This window comes from Klebsiella sp. 7-CIP_Kleb. (genome assembly GCF_050378655.1).
GTDB lineage: Bacteria > Pseudomonadota > Gammaproteobacteria > Enterobacterales > Enterobacteriaceae > Klebsiella > Klebsiella quasipneumoniae.
The window spans coordinates 37070-54620 of sequence record NZ_JBNRLJ010000004.1; the positions used below are offsets into that span (position 1 = coordinate 37070).

Here is a 17551-nt window from a genome sequence, read left to right on the forward strand (position 1 = left end):
TGGAAAGAAACAATGCAGCAGTTACAGAACGTTATTGAGTCCGCTTTCGAGCGTCGCGCCGACATCACGCCGGCTAATGTGGACACCGTGACCCGCGAAGCGGTTAACCAGGTTATCGCCCTTCTGGATTCCGGCGCGCTGCGCGTCGCTGAGAAGATCGACGGTCAGTGGGTGACGCATCAGTGGCTGAAGAAGGCGGTACTGCTCTCTTTCCGTATTAACGATAACCAGGTTATCGATGGTGCGGAAAGCCGCTACTTCGATAAAGTCCCGATGAAATTCGCTGACTATGACGAAGCGCGTTTCCAGAAAGAAGGTTTCCGCGTGGTGCCGCCGGCAGCGGTTCGTCAGGGCGCGTTCATCGCCCGCAACACCGTGCTGATGCCGTCCTATGTGAACATCGGCGCCTACGTTGACGAAGGCACCATGGTTGACACCTGGGCCACCGTCGGCTCCTGCGCGCAGATCGGTAAAAACGTTCACCTGTCCGGCGGCGTCGGCATTGGTGGCGTACTGGAGCCGCTGCAGGCGAACCCGACCATCATCGAAGATAACTGCTTCATCGGCGCGCGCTCTGAAGTGGTTGAAGGGGTGATTGTCGAAGAAGGCTCCGTGATCTCCATGGGCGTTTACCTCGGTCAGAGCACCAAAATCTACGATCGCGAAACCGGCGAAGTCTTCTACGGCCGCGTGCCGGCTGGCTCGGTAGTGGTATCAGGCAACCTGCCGTCGAAAGATGGTAAATACAGCCTGTACTGCGCGGTGATCGTGAAGAAAGTCGATGCCAAAACCCGCGGCAAGGTCGGCATTAACGAACTGCTGCGCACCATCGACTAAAGCAAATAAAAAGCGGGAGATATCCCGCTTTTTTTATATTTGATGCTGGCGAAAATGGATTTTTTCGTTAATTATTCAATGGTTATGATGCTATCAAAGGTACCGTTATGTACGATAATCTGAAAAGTCTTGGCATTACCAACCCTGATGAGATCGATCGCTATAGCCTGCGGCAGGAAGCTAACAACGACATTCTGAAAATTTACTTTCAGAAAGACAAAGGCGAATTCTTCGCCAAGAGCGTGAAGTTCAAATATCCGCGTCAGCGCAAAACCGTCGTCGCCGACGGCGTCGGCCAGGGCTACAAAGAGGTCCAGGAGATCAGCCCGAACCTGCGCTACGTTATCGATGAGCTGGATCAGATCTGCCAGCGCGATCGCACTGAAATCGATCTCAAGCGTAAAATCCTCGACGATTTACGCCATCTGGAAAGTGTGGTCACCAACAAGATCAGCGAAATCGAAGCCGATCTGGAAAAGCTCACCCGTAAGTAAGCGCATCCCCGGCGGCGCGTCGCCTGACCGGGCTGGCGGTATCAAGCCGCTACCGACAGCATGCATCCTCCAAGGCCGGGTATGGCGAGTCGCTACCCGGCATTTTTTTACCTCCACGCCTTAGCGTTGTTCATCCAGCTGCAGCGCAATATACAGCAGCAGCCGGTCGTCAAAGCTGCCAAGATCCAGCCCCGTCAGCTCCGAGATACGATTCAAACGGTACTCCAGGGTATTGCGATGAATAAACAGCGCCTTTGACGTCGCCAGCGGCTGCACGTTATGGCGAAACCACGCCTGCAGCGTCCGCCGCAGCAGCCCGTTGTTGTCCATCGCCTTGAGACGTGCCAGCGGACGGGCCAGCTCATTGGCCTGCCAGCCGCCGCGCAGGCTGTCAAGCAGCACCGGCAGCATCAGATCCTGATAGAAGTAGCAGCGGCTCTCCGGCATCCGCTGCTTGCCCACCATCATCGTCGTGCGTGCGGTACGGTAAGAGCGGGCGATACTCCCGGGGCCGGTGAAGAAGTTGCCCAGCGCCACGCGGAAGCGGAGCTGCCCATTCTCTTTCATCCTGGCGATAAGCTGCTCGACGCGGCGGACGTGATCGTCTGCGTCCCAGCGGCCAAAGCTGTTCAGCGCCGGTTTCAACACCACCATTTCCGTGAGCGAGACAATGGCCACCAGATTATTGCGATCGGGGGTGGTCAGCGCGTTCTGCAACTGCTGTAGCTCCGCCATCGCGCTGTCCACGCCGAGCTGGCCGCTGTCCACCTCAATCATCGCCACCACGCGCGGCTGATTCAGATCAATTCCTAAACGCTGCGCCCATTCGTTCAGCGCCGGGGTATGCTCTTCCGCCTGAATCAGGTTCATCACCAGCTCTTCGCGCAGACGGCTGTCCTGCGCCAGGAGATGCATCAGTCGCGACTGCTCAAGCATCATCTCAGCCGTCATGCACACCAGCTCGCCATATTTTCGCAGCGACTCCGGCTCGCCGGTCAGGCCGATCACCCCGACAATCTCCCCCTCCAGGCGCAGCGGCAGGTTAATGCCCTGGCGCACCCCGTGGAGATGGCGAGCCACCGCATCGTCGATATCCACCACCCGCCCCTGGGAAAGCACCAGCAGCGCGCCTTCGTGCAATTCACCAATCCTTTCCCGATCGCCGCTGCCGATAATCCGCCCGCGGGCATCCATCACGTTGATGTTGGTATCGATGATGCGCATCGTCCGCGCCACAATATCCTGCGCCATTTTGGTATCAAGATGCCAGCCAGCCATGTAATCCTCCCCTTTGCAGGGCACCAGCATAAAAGAGTCGTTGCTCTGCTGCATTGTGCATATGCCCGAAGCCCGGGTGAGATATGTGGAGTTGTGGAAGCGGTCACAGAACGAAAAAAAGCCCCTGCCCTCGGCGAGGGAAGGGGCTGGAGAGCGAGCGCTGACTGTTACTGCAACAGCAGATAGATAGAGGCGTCGCCGCGCTGAATGTTCAGCGCCAGCACGGACGGTTTGGCGTCGAAGATTTTCCGCAGATCGGCGATGTTTTTCACCGGCTGCTGGTTCGCCCCGACGATGACGTCGCCTTTCTTGAGGCCAATCTGCGCCGCCGGGGTACCGGCTTTCACATTATTGACCACCACACCTTTGTCCTGACCCTTGTTGCTCATTTCCGCCCCTTCAATCCCGTTGAAGATGGTGCTGGAGTCAACCTGGGTCTGGTTGCTCTGCTGCAGTTCGACGGTCACGGTCACCGGTTTGCCGTCGCGCAGCAGACCAAGCTCAACTTTGCTGCCGATAGGCATGGTGCCGACCTGGGCACGCAGCGCGGCGAAGCTGCTGATCGCCTTCCCGTTGAGAGAGGTGATCACGTCGCCGGCTTTAATGCCCGCTTTCGCGGCCGCCGACCCCGGCATCACCTGGCTGACAAAGGCGCCGCGCTGGGCGTCGACTTTCATCGCTTTCGCCAGCTCAGAGTTCAGTTCGGTCCCCATGATGCCGAGCTCGCCGCGTTTCACCTGGCCATATTTCACCATCTGCTCGGTCAGGTTTTTCACCATGTTGCTTGGGATAGCAAAACCGATACCGATGTTGCCGCCGTCCGGCGCCAGAATGGCGGTGTTGATGCCGATCAGCTCGCCGTTGAGGTTCACCAGGGCGCCGCCGGAGTTCCCGCGGTTAATCGCCGCATCGGTCTGGATAAAGTTTTCGTAGTTTTCCACGTTCAGGCCGCTACGACCCAGCGCGGAAACAATCCCGGAGGTCACGGTTTCGCCCAGACCGAACGGGTTACCGATAGCCACGGTGTAGTCGCCAACGCGCAGCGCGTCAGAGTCGGCGAGCTTAATCGCCGTCAGGTTTTTCGGATCCTGAATCTGAATCAGCGCGATATCAGAGCGCGGATCTTTGCCAACCACTTTGGCATCAAACTTACGGCCATCGCTCAGTTGAACCTTAATTGTGGTGGCGTTGTCCACGACGTGGTTGTTGGTCACCACATACCCCTTGGCCGCATCAATGATCACGCCGGAGCCCAGCGCCATAAATTTCTGCTGCTGGCCGCCGTCAGGCTGACCGCCCTGTCCGCCGCCCTGGCAAAACGGCGAACTCTGGAAAGGAGAACCGTCCTGGCAGAACGGCGAGTTATCGCCAAAGAACTGCTGGAAGTTACGTGGCATCCGTGGGGTATTAACGGTGGTGCTACCTTCAACGTTAATGCTCACCACCGACGGCATCACCTTCTCCAGCATCGGGGCCAGGCTTGGCATCTGCTGTGCATTAGTGGCCGAAGATGCCGTTTCTGCCGCGCTCGCAGAGAGCGGGGACAACGCCAGACCTAAACTCAGAGCCAGTGCACTCATTGCTAACGTGGTTTTTTTCATCAGTTTCAATCTCAATATCAGAAAACGAAAGTTGCTGTGTACGTGACTATCAGAGTCATTTTATAGCGCTAAGTTCCGGAATTAAGTTTCTGGAAAAAGTAAAAATTTATTGTCCATCTTTACAAAACTCCAGCTTATTCCACCGCCATTAGCCGCCGATATTCATCCCACGCATACAAATCCGTCATCCCGCTGATATAATCCTGAATCAGACGGCAGCGATAATAGTATTCCATCAGCGCAAATTCAGGCGCCGTGCGCGCCAGCTTATTTACCGCTTCCACATAGGCCAGCCGGTGGCGGGTTGATAGTTTCTGATACAGCCGGGAGGCAATGGGTAAACGCCGTACCCGCTCCTGCGCCACTAATTCGCTGAAATCCTCGAGCGATAATTTCAGCAGCGGCTGATAGATATCCAGCAGGCCACTGATCACCCGGTAGCCCTGCAATTCCAGCTGCTCGACATCCGGATGGCTAAACACCTGTTTCATCGCCACATTTTTATAAAGCTCCAGCAGCTGACTGCAATCGCTGTCGTCCTCGAGCAGCGCATGATTAAAGTCGCCCGTAAAGATGGCCGGCAGGTTGTCAATAAATCGGCGCGCCGCGTAGGGCACCAGCTTATTCAGCGTGTTCACCCGCAAATACATAAAAAACTGATCTTCCGCGCTCTGTTTCAGGGAATTGGCTCGTGATTTCTCCCAGGCATTTTCCACTACCTGCGAGAATAACGATCCTTTTTCATGGCAGCCCCAGGCGTCGTAAAGATGCTGATAAAGCTGCTCAGCGCTGAAAATACGTTTTTCCACCGCGTCCTCAAGATCCGCGACGCAATATGAGATGTCATCCGCGGCTTCCATAATCCAGGTTAATGGGAACCGATTGTAAGGCGCCAGATCCAGTTCTTTACGCAGGCGCGCCACATACTCCTCTTCGGCTAAATAGTAGCCAGGCTTTTTCATTAAATAGCTGTGGCTGGCTGGCGTCGCCTCAGACCACCACGCCGGCCGAGTATATTTCAGAATACAGCCGACCTGCGCCCAGGTCAGATTCATGCGCATCAGCGTATGGACCAGACGAATGCCCTGGGCGTTGCCCTCAAAGCTGCAGAGATCCTGGCGCACTTTGCGGCGCAGCGCGTTAAGCGACGTTTCCCCTTCATGCAAGCGTAATGCCTGCACTTCACAGCGATCGTCGGTCAGCGGCTGCCCGAGCGCATCGCCGGGCGCCAGACGCTGGCGGAACCAGTCGTTAATCGCCGCCTCGCCAAAATGGCCAAACGGGGGATTGCCGATATCGTGCATCAGGCAGGCCATCTCCACCACGCTCTCGAATGGCCCGGTCAGCTCTTCCAGGCCATACTCTTCCAGCAGCCTCAGCTCTTTCAGCCGGCTCAGCACCTCTTTGGCGATATAGCGTCCCACCTGCTGCACCTCCAGCGAGTGGGTCAGGCGGGTACGCACCGCCGCGTTGCGCTCCAGCGGGAAGACCTGAGTTTTTTGCTGTAAGCGACGGATTGCCGGCGAGTTGACGATCCGTCCCCGATCGCTTTCGAAGATCCGCAGGATGTCGCGCTCCGTCTCGACACGCGGCGGCGAACGGAAGCGTCGACGCCAGTTTATCTTGTTGCGAAAATCAATCTTTGCCATAGCCTCTCCCGCGCGAGCAATACGCTTCCCCTTAAGCGCATGATAGACTATGCAACTAAACCTGACACATCGCGAGTAAATCTATGAAAATTGGCATTATTGGCGCTATGGAAGAGGAAGTTACCCTTCTGCGCGACAAAATCGAAAACCGCCAGACTATCACTATTGGCGGGAGCGAAATCTATACCGGCCAACTTCACGGCGTTGACGTCGCGCTGCTGAAGTCTGGTATCGGGAAAGTGGCGGCGGCGATGGGCGCGACCCTGCTGCTGGAGCGCTGCCAGCCTGACGTGATCATTAATACCGGCTCTGCCGGCGGCCTGGCCCCGACGCTGAAGGTCGGCGATATCGTCGTCTCCGATGAAGCGCGCTACCACGACGCCGACGTCACCGCCTTCGGCTATGAGTACGGCCAGTTGCCTGGCTGTCCGGCCGGCTTTAAAGCGGACGAAAAACTGGTGGCCGCGGCGGAGAGCTGCATTAACGCGTTAGATCTCAATGCCGTTCGCGGCCTGATCGTCAGCGGTGATGCCTTCATTAACGGCTCTGTCGGTCTGGCGAAGATCCGCCATAATTTCCCGCAGGCGATCGCTGTGGAAATGGAAGCGACCGCCATCGCTCACGTCTGCCATAACTTTAAGGTTCCTTTCGTGGTGGTTCGCGCCATCTCCGATGTGGCCGACCAGCAGTCCCACCTCAGCTTTGAGGAGTTCCTTGCGGTCGCCGCCAGACAGTCCACCCTGATGGTGGAGAATCTGGTACAGAACCTGGCACGTGGCTAAGTCGCTCTCCTTCGCGCTTGCCGCGCTGCTGTTACTCGCCCCGGCGTGGCTGCTGGCCGCGCCGCGGGTGATCACCCTCTCCCCCGCCAATACCGAACTGGCCTTTGCCGCCGGGATCACGCCGGTCGGCGTCAGCAGTTATTCCGATTATCCGCCGCAGGCCAAAACGATTGAGCAAGTTGCCAGCTGGCAGGGAATGAACCTGGAGCGCATCGTAGCGCTCAAGCCAGACCTGGTGCTGGCCTGGCGCGGGGGTAATGCCGAACGTCAGGTTAACCAGCTGCAGTCGCTGGGGATCCACGTCCTGTGGGTACAGACTTCGACCATCGAAGAGATCATCGCCACCCTGCGTCAGCTGGCGCAGTGGAGCCCACAGCCGGAAAAAGCACAGCAGGCGGCGCAGGCGATGCAGCAGGAATACGATGCGCTGAAAGCGCGCTATGCCAGCGCGCCGAAGAAACGCGTCTTCCTGCAGTTCGGTTCCGCACCGCTATTCACCAGCGGCCCCGGCTCAATTCAGGATCAAGTGCTGAGGCTGTGCGGCGGCGAGAATATCTTTGCCGCCAGCCGCGTTCCCTGGCCGCAGGTGAGCCGCGAACAGGTGCTGGCCCGTCAGCCGCAGGCGATTGTGGTGACCGGCGACGCCAGCCGCATCGCCGAAGCGCAGCGCTTTTGGCAACATCAGCTCACCATTTCGTTGATTGCGTTACACAGCGACTGGTTTGAACGCGCAAGCCCACGTATTATCCTCGCCGCCAAACAACTTTGTGCGGCGCTCGACCAGGTAAAATAACCATCCGGCATACCGGATGTTCAGTGGGAATCAACGATGCTTGTCTATTGGCTGGATATTATTGGCACAGCTGTCTTCGCGATCTCCGGCGTTCTGCTGGCGGGGAAATTGCGTATGGACCCATTCGGCGTGCTGGTGTTAGGCGTGGTGACGGCCGTGGGCGGCGGTACCATCCGCGATATGGCGCTGGCGAATGGCCCGGTATTCTGGGTCAAAGATCCCACCGATCTGGTGGTGGCGATGGTCACCAGCATGCTGACCATCCTGCTGGTCCGCCAGCCGCGCCGGCTGCCGAAATGGATCCTGCCCGTTCTTGATGCCGTCGGTCTGGCGGTGTTTGTCGGCATCGGGGTGAATAAAGCGTTTCTCGCCGGCAGCGGCCCGCTGGTCGCGGTGTGCATGGGCGTGGTGACCGGCGTTGGCGGCGGGATAATCCGCGACGTGCTGGCGCGCGAAATTCCTATGATTCTGCGCACCGAGATCTACGCCACCGCCTGTATTGTGGGCGGCATTGTCCACGCCACCGCGCACGACACCTTTCATCTCCCGCTGGAGAATTCGGCGATGATGGGGATGGTGGTGACCCTGGTGATTCGTCTGGCGGCGATCCGCTGGCACCTGAAGCTGCCGACGTTTGCGCTGGACGATAACGGACGGTCATAAAAGCAAAACGGTAACCTGAGGTTACCGTTTTTAACGTTGGCACCCTCTCGCAGAAGGGGAAGACGCCCGGTCGCACTCGCTTTACACGCTGAACGAGGATCCACAGCCGCAGGTGCTTTTCGCGTTCGGGTTGGTCACGATAAAGCGCGAACCTTCCAGCCCTTCGGTATAGTCGACAGAGCCGCCGACCAGATACTGCAGGCTCATTGGGTCAACCACCAGGCCGACACCCTGTTTCTCAATGGTCATATCCCCTTCGTTCACCTGATCGTCGAAGGTGAAGCCATACTGGAAACCGCTGCAACCGCCGCCGGTAATATACACGCGCAGTTTCAGGTTCGGATTATCTTCATCCGCAATCAGGTGTTTTACTTTATTGGCTGCGGCTTCGGTAAACTCCAGCGGCAACGCTACGTCATCACTCATTTTTTGCTCCCATTGATACTTCCGGCCGGTTAAAGAATAACCGGGCCTTTTGAGCCATTATCTAATACCCTGGTAAATCGTTCAAGTATTCTCCCGGGGCGCCTGCTGCGCTTTTGCCGCCTGCTCGGCCTCCTGCTTCGCCAGAGTACGTTGCAGAATGGTCGAATACAAAGGCTTACCGCCGAGGAATTGCGCCAGTAGTGTTGCGCCAAGGCAGGTAATAATCATTGGCAAAATGAGCTGATAGTTATCGGTCATCTCCAGCACCAGCACAATCCCGGTCAGCGGCGCGCGCACCGAGGCGGCGAGCAGCGCGCCCATGCCGGCGATAGCGAAGGTGCCGGCATCGAGATGGTAGGACGGAAACAGCGGAATAGCCGCCATGCCGAACGCCGTGCCCAGCAGCGTGCCGAGCGCCAGCATCGGGGCGAAGATGCCCCCCGGCGCGCCGGAGGAGAAGCAGATCAGCGTGGTCACCACGCGGGCAATAAAGATAAACAGCAGCAAACCGACGGAGAAGTTACCAGCGGCGGCGATGGGGATCAGGTTAAAGCCACCGCCCACCGCGGAGGGCTGCATCAGCCCCAGCAGACCGCAAAGCCCGCCGATGATCCCGCCCATTAACACCCATTTTTTGATGTTGCCGCCGTGAATGCGCTGGAACAGATCCTGGGTGCGCAGCACCAGAAAATTAAACAGCGGGCCGAAGCAGCCAAACAGCATCCCCAGCACCAGGTACAGCCACAGGGTATTCACCGGGGCATTGCTCAGCTTGCCCACCTCTATAATTGCCGCCTCGCCGTTAAAAATGCGAAACACAATGCTCGACATGATCACGCCGGTAAATACCGCTTTAATGGAGATCAGGTTGTAGCGGAACTGCGGGCGCATCTCTTCGATGATAAACAGGATACCAGCCAGCGGCGCGTTAAAAGCCGCTGAGAGACCCGATGCCGCGCCGGTCGCCAGCAGCGTGTGCCGCGCTTCCGGACTGCGCATGCGGAAAATATCCAGCACCATGCGCCCAATGTTGCCGCCAAGCTGCACCATCGGCCCTTCGCGTCCCAGCACCATTCCGGCGCCCAGGGTTCCCATGCCGCCGATGAATTTCACCGGCAGCACGCGCCACCAGCGCACCGGCCGCAGCTCCTCCAGCGCCCCTTCGATCTCCGGGATCCCCGATCCGCCAGCCTCCGGCGCAAAGCGGCGCACGAGGAAATAGCCGACCATCGCCAGCAACGCCGACAAGATAAACGCCAGCGGCCAGACCAGATACCAGTGGTCCGCTACCTGCGCCAGCGCGCCGATCCGCTGGTTCTGCACCCAGTTCACGCTCTTTTCAAACGCCACACCCACCAGCCCGGCCAGCGTGCCGACCACCGCCGCCATAAACAGCACCGCCAGCGGCGTTTTATCGCGCTGAATTAAGCGGCGCACCGCATCGCCGCGACGCACCCGCACGAACTGATGTGCTTCAAAAGAGGGAGTTTCTGCTTTCATGCCGTTATCAGTTATTGGTAATACAAATGAAGAGAGAGGCATTTTAGCCGCCCCGGCGCGCTGCGTCGTCAAAAAAATGCCCTTGCGGCACATTGTTTCAATTGGGCAAAACTTTCATAACCATCCTGGAATAACTTAGAATAGCCGATAAAACATTTTTCACGAACCAGGACCCTGGACATGAGCAAATCTGAAAATCTGTACCATACTGCGCGCGAACTGATCCCCGGCGGCGTTAACTCGCCGGTGCGCGCCTTTACCGGCGTCGGCGGCACCCCGCTGTTTATCGAACGCGCGGATGGCGCTTACCTCTATGACGTGGATGGAAAGGCCTATATCGATTATGTCGGCTCCTGGGGTCCGATGGTGCTGGGCCACAACCATCCGGCGATCCGCAACGCGGTGATCGAGGCGGCGTCACGCGGCCTGAGCTTTGGCGCGCCGACCGAAATGGAAGTGAAAATGGCGGCGCTAGTGACCGAGCTGGTACCGACCATGGATATGGTGCGGATGGTGAACTCCGGTACCGAAGCCACCATGAGCGCGATTCGCCTGGCGCGCGGCTTCACCGGCCGCGACAAGATCATCAAGTTCGAAGGTTGCTACCACGGCCATGCCGACTGCCTGCTGGTGAAAGCCGGTTCCGGCGCGCTGACCCTCGGCCAGCCGAACTCGCCGGGCGTGCCGGCTGATTTCGCCAAACACACCCTGACCTGCACCTATAACGACCTCGCCTCGGTGCGCGCGGCGTTCGAGCAATATCCACAGGATATCGCCTGCATCATCGTCGAGCCGGTCGCCGGGAATATGAACTGCATTCCGCCGCAGCCGGAGTTCCTGCCGGGCCTGCGCGCGCTGTGCGACGAATTTGGCGCCCTGCTGATCATCGACGAAGTGATGACCGGCTTCCGCGTGGCGCTGGCGGGCGCGCAGGCTTATTACGGCGTGGAGCCGGATCTGACCTGTCTCGGGAAAATCATCGGCGGCGGGATGCCGGTAGGCGCTTTCGGCGGCCGTCGCGAGGTGATGGACGCGCTGGCGCCCACCGGCCCGGTTTATCAGGCCGGTACCCTCTCCGGTAACCCGATCGCCATGGCCGCCGGCTTCGCCTGCTTAAGCGAAGTGGCGCAGCCGGGCGTACATGAAACCCTCACCGAGCTGACCAACCAGCTGGCGCAAGGTCTGCTTGATGCGGCGCGTGACGCCGGGATCCCGCTGGTGGTCAATAACGTCGGCGGTATGTTCGGCATCTTCTTTACCGATGCCGAAACTGTCACCTGCTATCAGGACGTCGTGAAGTGCGATGTCGAACGCTTCAAGCGCTTCTTCCATCTGATGCTGGAGGAAGGCGTGTACCTGGCGCCGTCAGCGTTTGAGGCTGGCTTTATGTCCGTCGCCCACAGCGAAGAAGATATCGACAATACCATCGACGCCGCGCGTCGGGTATTTGCCAAACTGTAAGGTGCTTGAATGCCTGGTGACGCAGGGATTTTCCCGGATGCGGCGCATTGCGCCTTATCCGGGCTACCAAATCGCACAGCGCTGTAGCCCCGGTAAGCGATAGCGCCACCGGGGATGTTGAGGCCATCCGGGATCGTTAGCGGCTCTGCTTCCTCAGCAAATAGATAAAGTACGGCGCGCCGATAAAGGTTGATAACAGCCCCGCCGGGATCTGGTAGGGAAACATGATCATTCGTCCGCACCAGTCTGCGAAGACCAGCAGCAGCCCGCCAGTCAGCCCGGAGATCACCATATGCGGCAGCGTGCGCCGGAAGCCCATCATCCGTGCGATATGCGGCGCCATCAGCCCGACGAAGCTCAGCGGGCCGATGGTCAGCGTCGCCGCCGCCGTCAGGCAGGCCGCCAGCAGCAGCAGAACAATCCGCGATGAGGTCAGCGCCATGCCCACCGCTCGCGCCGCCTCCCCGCCCAGCGGCAGGATGGTCAGCCAACGGCGACAGAGCGGCGCCAGCGCCAGCAGGAGCAGCATCACCGCGCCGCTGCGGACCACCCTCTCCGGCGTCGCGCTGTAGGTCGACCCTGAGATCCACGTCAGGATCTGCGCCATGCGCGGATCGCCGCTGGCCTGCAGCATCATCAGCAGCATGGTGAAGGCGGTACTGAGCGCCATCCCCGCCAGCAGCATCCGATGCGGCGAAAAGCCGCCGCGCCCGGCGGCCAGCATAATGATCAGCAAGGTGCCGGCCGCGCCAAGGCTCCCGGCCGGCAGCAGCCAGCCAAAGGCGTCGCCAGGGACGAAGAACAGCATCAGCACCACGCCAAAGGCGGCGCCGGAGCTGATGCCCAGCACTTCCGGACTGGCCATCGGGTTGCCGGTCAGGCGCTGGATAATACAGCCGGCGACCGCCAGCATCACCCCGGCGAACAGCGCCGACAGCACTCGCGGCCAGCGCCAGGGCAGCAGTTGCTCCAGCAGATCGCCGTGAGCCCACAGCCAACCGTGGGCATCGCGACCAAAGGCCAGCGCCACGCTCACCGCCAGCAGCAGCAACGCGACGCCCCCGAGAACAAACCCTTGCACGTGATAGCGCTCAGGCTGCACGTTATCGCCGCCGTTCATCACCGGGGCGCTGATGCTGCGCAGCCGCGGCAGCAGCCACAGCAGCAGCGGCGCGCCAATCAGGGCGGTGACCGAGCCGGTGGAGACTTCCCGCCATACCCTGCTCAGCCAGAGGATCACCTGATCTGAAAGCCACAGGAGCAGCGCGCCGATCAGCGCCGCCAGCAGCAGCCGGGCCAGCAGTCGACGGGCGCCGAGCATTTTCGCCAGCAGCGGCGCGAACAGGCCGATAAAGCCGATAATCCCGACCGCGTTGACCAGCAGCGCGCTCATCACGATCGCCAGCGTCAGGGCGCCGAGGCGCGCCAGAGACAACGCCAGCCCAAGGTTGCGCGCCACTCCGTCATCGAGCCCCATCAGGGTCAGTGGACGCAGCAGCAGCAGCGTGAGTACTGCGCCGCCCAGCAGCTGCGGCCACAGGCGCTGCGCCACGCTCCAGTCGGTTTGCGTCAGCGTCCCGGTGCTCCACAAGAACATACTCTGCAGCTGGTCGTGATGGAAAATCACCATCAGCTGGTTAAGCGCCCCGCAGTAGAGGCTGACCACCAGGCCCGCCAGGATCAGCGTTACCGGCGACAGGCGCTTGCCCCAGGAGACGCCAAACACCAGCGCTCCCACCAGACAGGCTCCGGCCAGCGCGGCAAACTGCGACGCCAGCACGCCGGGGATGGCCCACAGCGTAGTGACCGTGATCCCCAGCTGCGCGCCGGTGGCGACGCCAAGGGTGGTTGGCTCCGCCAGCGGATTGCGCAGCACCTGCTGGAACAGTACGCCGACCAGTCCCAGCCCGGCCCCCACCAGCAGTGAAACGGCCACCCGCGGCAGCAGGCTGTAATGAAACAGCATCTGGGCAATCCGATCGCTATCCGGCTGCCACAGCGCCTGCCGCCATTGCGCATAGGGCAAGGCGACATTGAGATTGACGATGCTCAACGCGAAGGCGGCAACCAGCAGCCCGGCCAGCAGGATAATGGCTAACGGTGAAATACGCCTATTCATGCCGGACTCCCCTGGGCCTCGGCCAGCACGCGGGCAAAATGCATCGCCGACAGCGTCGCGCCATAGAACCACACCGCCGGAACGCGCTGGAAGCGCCCCGCGCGCACGAACGGCATCGCCTGCCACAGCGGGGTCGCCAGCAGTTGGGTCATCTCCCGCTCGTTACCATGATCGAAACAGATCACATCGGCCTCGTTAAATTCCGCCAGCCGGTCGATGCCAACGCTGACGCTGCCCCAGAACGCCGCTTCGCCGCGCCAGGCGTTTTTGATGCCAAAGCGATCGAGCACTTCCTGGAACAGGCAGTTTTCGCCAAAAACCAGTACATGGCGCGGATCGAGCAGGGAGATCATCAACAGCGGACGGTCGCCGCGCCCGGCAAAACGCGGCTTCAGGCTCGCCATCAGCGCCTCAAACTCCGCCAGGTGGCGCTGAGCCTGTTGTGGTTTGCCCAGCAGGTCAGCCATCTCCAGCAGCGAGCGCTGAGCCATCGCCAGCGGACGTTTGCCATCGCTGAAGGTAAATCCGCGGCCGGGGGCGATACGCGCCAGCTTCTCCGGCGACGGGCCGTAGCCTGCCGACCAGACGATAAATGACGGTTTCATCTGCGTCAGCAGTTCAAGATTGGGTTCGGTACGCAAACCGACATCGATCACCGAGTCGGGCAGCGCGGGTTCGTTCACCCACAGGCGATAGTTGGGGATATCGGCCACGCCGTAAGGCGTGACGCCCAGCGCCAGCAGCAGCTCCGCCGGCAGCCACTCCAGGGCGACCACGCGCTGCGGGTCAACGTTCGCCGCCTGCGCGCCGCGCATCTGCCACAGCAGCGGCGAGAGCGCCATCGCGGTCAGCAGGCGGCGTCGGGTTATCTGAGTCGAGGTCATCATCAATAGACAAAGCTTACCGGCGCGGCGCCGGCCGGGTGCGGCAGGATCCCCATCGGGATGCCGTAGATTTGTTCCAGGGTGTCGCTGCGCATCAGTTCCGCCGGCGTCCCCTGGGCGATCATTTCTCCGCCGCGCAGGGCCACCAGATAGTCGCAGTAGCGGGCCGCCATATTAATGTCGTGCAGGACGGCGATCACCGTCAGGCCGCGCTGCTGGCTGAGGCGATGCACCAGCGCGAGGACATCAACCTGATGGGCGATATCCAGCGCCGAGGTGGGTTCATCGAGCAGCAGACAGCGGCTATCCTGCGCCACCAGCATGGCGATCCACGCCCGCTGGCGTTCGCCGCCGGAGAGGCTGTCCACCAGGCGATGGGCGAGCGGCTTCAGCCCCACCAGCGCAATCGCCTCTTCCACTTTCTCGCGGTCCGCCGCGCCAAAGCGACCCAGCGCGCCGTGCCACGGGTAGCGGCCGATGGCCACCAGCTCACGCACCGTCATACCTTCGGCCGGCGGCAGCTGCTGCGGCAGATAGGCCACTTTGCGGGCAAAGGCTTTGCTGCCCCAGCTCTCCAGCGGCTGCCCGTCCAGCAGCACATCGCCTGCGGAAGGCGGCTGATGACGGCCAAGCATTTTCAGTAACGTCGACTTACCGGAGCCATTATGACCGATCAGGCCTGTGACTTTTCCAGCCGGGAAGGTGAGCGAGAGCGGATGGAGCAACGTGCGGCCAGGCACACGGAAAGTGACGCGATCCAACGCGAAGGTGGTTTCTGCGTGCGGAGTCTGTTCCTGCATAGCGATAACCTGATAAAGGGCGCGGCGAACCGCGCCCGTAGGTGGTTAGAAACGGAAGGTGGCGGTGGCGACGACCTGACGTCCGGCCCCCCAGTAGCAAGCGTATTCGCTGTAGCAACTGGAGACATATTCGCGGTCGAACAGATTGTTGACGTTGACGCCGACCGACGATCCCGGCAGGCCAAAGCGCGCCAGATCGTATTTCACCGTCGCATCCATCAGCGCATAACCGGCCACACTAAAGGAGTCATTTTTCTTACCGGTGCTGGTGTCATTTTTGTAGTAGCTGACCGTTGAACCGATATAGCGCGCCCCGGCCCCAATCGTCAGACCGCTGAGCGCGGTTTCGTGGAAGGTATAATCCGCCCACAGGGAGGCCATATTACGCGGCACTTCCGCCGGACGTTTGCCGTTGAACACCGTATCGTGAGTGTATTCCGCATCGGTGTAACTGTAGGCTGCGGTCAGGTTGATATTGGCGTTAACTGCCGCTTTCGCCTCCAGCTCAAGGCCGCGGGAGCGGATCTCGCCGGTCTGGATGCTGAACGCCTGGTTAGCCGGATCCGCCGTCAGGTTCTTGTCTTTGGTCAGCTGATAGACCGCCGCGGTGACCACCACCGGCATATCTTTCGGCACATATTTCACGCCGGCTTCATACTGCTTACCGCGCGACGGATCGAACGGCTTGCCGCTGCTGCTGGAGCCCGATACCGGTTCAAACGATTCGCTGTAGCTGAAGTACGGAGAGATACCGTTATCGAACAGGTAGTTGATGCCGCCGCGCCAGCTGAACTGCTGGTCGTGGTTCTCCGCCAGGCTGTTGGTGGCGCGGGTTAACGTTGAGGTGGTGGCGTAGTCGTAACGACCGCCCAGGGTCATGACCCACTTATCCCACTCCATCTGATCCTGCGCGTACAGGCCGGTCTGTTCCATCCGGTTGAGCACCGCGTACGGGAAGGTAACCTGAATATTCGGATTGCCGTACTGCGGATTATTCATGCTGATAGGATCCGCCGTCCCGTAGTCGGCATCCACATCATTACGCATCCGCGAGTAGTCCACGCCGGTCAGCAGCGTATGGCTGACCGCGCCGGTGGCGAAATCAGACTGCAGCTGGGTATCGACGGTAAAGGTGTTCAGGTGCTCGTCGGAGCGCACATAGGCGCGATTCATGTAGCCCGGCGCGACATAGCCATTGCCGTACACCGAGCGATACAGGGTATCGACCTCGGCATAGCGCAGGTTCTGCCGCACGGTAAAGGTGTCATCGAACTGATGGGAGAAGCTGTAGCCCACCATCTTCTGGCGGCGGGAGATTTTATTATCCGCCTCGCCTTCATTGAAATCGGTTGGCAGCTTGTGCGCCTTACCGTTGGCGTCGTAATACGGCACCACGGTGCCTTCACGCGGCAGCCAGCCGTAGTAGCCCGCATCCGGGTCATTCTGGAAGTTGCTCAGGAATGTGAAGTCGGTTTTATCGTCCGGACGCCAGCTAAAGGAGGGCGCCACCGCGTAGCGGGTCGATTTCGCCATCTGCTGCTGGGCATCCTGGCTGCGGCCCAGGCCGGTCAGGCGGTAAGACCAGACGCCGGCATCATCAATGGCGTCGCTGAAGTCAAACCCGGTCTGCCACAGATTGTCGGTGCCCATCTTAAACTGCACTTCTTTCAGCGGCTCGGTGGTCGGGCGTTTGCTGACCATGCTGACGATACCGCCCGGGTTGCTGTTGCCGTACAGCACCGAAGTTGGCCCGCGCATCACTTCCACGCGCTCCAGGAAGTAAGGATCCATGGAGACTTCAGAGTAGTTATTCCCCTGCAGCTTCATGCCGTCCAGATACTGGTTGGTGTTGACGGTCGTCGAGGTGGTGAAGCCGCGAATGGTGACCACGTCATAAGTGGTCGAACTGCCGCGGGTGGAGAAGACGCTTGGCGTATAGGAGAGCGCCTCTTTTACCGTCGTCGGCTGGCGCATCTCCATCTCCTGGCGCGTCACCACCGACACAGACTGCGGCGTTTTTTCAATCGGGGTATCGGTTTTCGTCGCCGTGGCGGAGCGTTTCGCCGCGATGGTCGGCGCCGGTCCCCAGGCGCTTTCCTGGGCGGCCGGAGCGGCAACGACGGTGATGGTTTCTTCTTGCTTCGGTTGTTCTGCTGCCTGTGCGTAGACAGACATGCCGCTAACCGCCGTGGCTACTACAGCTGCGACTTTACGCAGCGAGTGGTTTGGCTGAGCAGTTTTTGGACGCGCCATGGGTATATCTC

At 60.1% G+C, this 17551-nt stretch carries 15 protein-coding genes; 6 read left to right on the forward strand and 9 right to left on the reverse strand.

The features are described 5' to 3' along the window. Positions 1–12: 12 nt before the first annotated feature. Both dapD and ACQUTI_RS15715 read left to right on the forward strand, forming a co-directional pair. Positions 13–837: a 2,3,4,5-tetrahydropyridine-2,6-dicarboxylate N-succinyltransferase gene (gene dapD, locus ACQUTI_RS15710; RefSeq protein WP_002889295.1), complete on the forward strand. Its 825-nt coding sequence runs from the start codon at positions 13–15 to the stop codon at positions 835–837. A gap of 107 nt (positions 838–944) precedes the next feature. Continuing rightward, the gene (locus ACQUTI_RS15715) at positions 945–1331 is read left to right on the forward strand and encodes a DUF3461 family protein (protein ID WP_002889292.1); all 387 of its coding nucleotides are present in this window, start codon (positions 945–947) and stop codon (positions 1329–1331) included. A gap of 120 nt (positions 1332–1451) precedes the next feature. On the opposite strand, the gene cdaR is transcribed toward ACQUTI_RS15715, so the two are convergent. The 3 genes from cdaR to dgt all read right to left on the reverse strand — a co-directional run bounded on the left by cdaR (position 1452) and on the right by dgt (position 5859). Beyond that, entirely contained in the window at positions 1452–2609 is a 1158-nt protein-coding gene (gene cdaR / locus ACQUTI_RS15720; protein ID WP_004204443.1) for a DNA-binding transcriptional regulator CdaR, read from the reverse strand. 167 nt (positions 2610–2776) lie between these two features. After that, on the reverse strand, positions 2777–4210 hold the full coding sequence (gene degP, locus ACQUTI_RS15725) for a serine endoprotease DegP (RefSeq protein ID WP_004145870.1): 1434 nt from the start codon (positions 4208–4210) through the stop codon (positions 2777–2779). Positions 4211–4344: 134 nt separating this feature from the next. After that, positions 4345–5859, reverse strand: a complete 1515-nt coding sequence (gene dgt / locus ACQUTI_RS15730; RefSeq protein WP_004204441.1) for a dGTPase — start codon at positions 5857–5859, stop codon at positions 4345–4347. Positions 5860–5942: 83 nt separating this feature from the next. Between dgt and mtnN the strand changes: the two genes are divergently transcribed. From mtnN to ACQUTI_RS15745, 3 genes are read left to right on the forward strand one after another with little or no spacing between them, the layout of a single operon-like run. Next, complete coding sequence (gene mtnN, locus ACQUTI_RS15735; protein WP_004204440.1) at positions 5943–6641, forward strand: 5'-methylthioadenosine/S-adenosylhomocysteine nucleosidase; 699 nt, start codon at positions 5943–5945, stop codon at positions 6639–6641. Continuing rightward, positions 6634–7434 (forward strand): vitamin B12 ABC transporter substrate-binding protein BtuF, encoded by an 801-nt coding sequence (btuF, locus tag ACQUTI_RS15740; protein ID WP_004204438.1) that lies wholly within the window; start codon positions 6634–6636, stop codon positions 7432–7434. Before mtnN ends, btuF begins: the two co-directional genes overlap by 8 nt. Positions 7435–7470: 36 nt before the next feature. Further along, positions 7471–8097 carry a TRIC cation channel family protein gene (locus ACQUTI_RS15745; protein ID WP_004204437.1) on the forward strand — a complete coding sequence of 209 codons (627 nt, stop codon included), beginning with the start codon at positions 7471–7473 and terminating at the stop codon, positions 8095–8097. An 81-nt stretch (positions 8098–8178) separates the two neighbouring features. Here the strand turns inward: ACQUTI_RS15745 and erpA are convergent, their stop codons facing one another. Then, positions 8179–8523, reverse strand: a complete 345-nt coding sequence (gene erpA / locus ACQUTI_RS15750; RefSeq protein ID WP_002889275.1) for an iron-sulfur cluster insertion protein ErpA — start codon at positions 8521–8523, stop codon at positions 8179–8181. Positions 8524–8604: 81 nt separating this feature from the next. Next, complete coding sequence (gene clcA / locus ACQUTI_RS15755; RefSeq protein ID WP_004204436.1) at positions 8605–10023, reverse strand: H(+)/Cl(-) exchange transporter ClcA; 1419 nt, start codon at positions 10021–10023, stop codon at positions 8605–8607. A gap of 180 nt (positions 10024–10203) precedes the next feature. Between clcA and hemL the strand changes: the two genes are divergently transcribed. Further along, a complete protein-coding gene (hemL, locus tag ACQUTI_RS15760) occupies positions 10204–11484 on the forward strand; it encodes a glutamate-1-semialdehyde 2,1-aminomutase (protein WP_004204435.1) in 1281 nt (426 codons plus the stop codon). A 136-nt stretch (positions 11485–11620) separates the two neighbouring features. On the opposite strand, the gene fhuB is transcribed toward hemL, so the two are convergent. From fhuB to fhuA, 4 genes are read right to left on the reverse strand one after another with little or no spacing between them, the layout of a single operon-like run. Next, complete coding sequence (gene fhuB / locus ACQUTI_RS15765; protein WP_004204433.1) at positions 11621–13603, reverse strand: Fe(3+)-hydroxamate ABC transporter permease FhuB; 1983 nt, start codon at positions 13601–13603, stop codon at positions 11621–11623. Continuing rightward, a complete protein-coding gene (gene fhuD / locus ACQUTI_RS15770; RefSeq protein WP_428923315.1) occupies positions 13600–14490 on the reverse strand; it encodes a Fe(3+)-hydroxamate ABC transporter substrate-binding protein FhuD in 891 nt (296 codons plus the stop codon). The genes fhuB and fhuD overlap by 4 nt, the downstream gene beginning before the upstream one ends. Next, positions 14490–15287 (reverse strand): Fe3+-hydroxamate ABC transporter ATP-binding protein FhuC, encoded by a 798-nt coding sequence (gene fhuC, locus ACQUTI_RS15775; RefSeq protein WP_004204431.1) that lies wholly within the window; start codon positions 15285–15287, stop codon positions 14490–14492. Before fhuC ends, fhuD begins: the two co-directional genes overlap by 1 nt. Before the next feature lie 45 nt (positions 15288–15332). Then, complete coding sequence (fhuA, locus tag ACQUTI_RS15780; RefSeq protein ID WP_004204430.1) at positions 15333–17540, reverse strand: ferrichrome porin FhuA; 2208 nt, start codon at positions 17538–17540, stop codon at positions 15333–15335. Positions 17541–17551 lie beyond the last annotated feature (11 nt).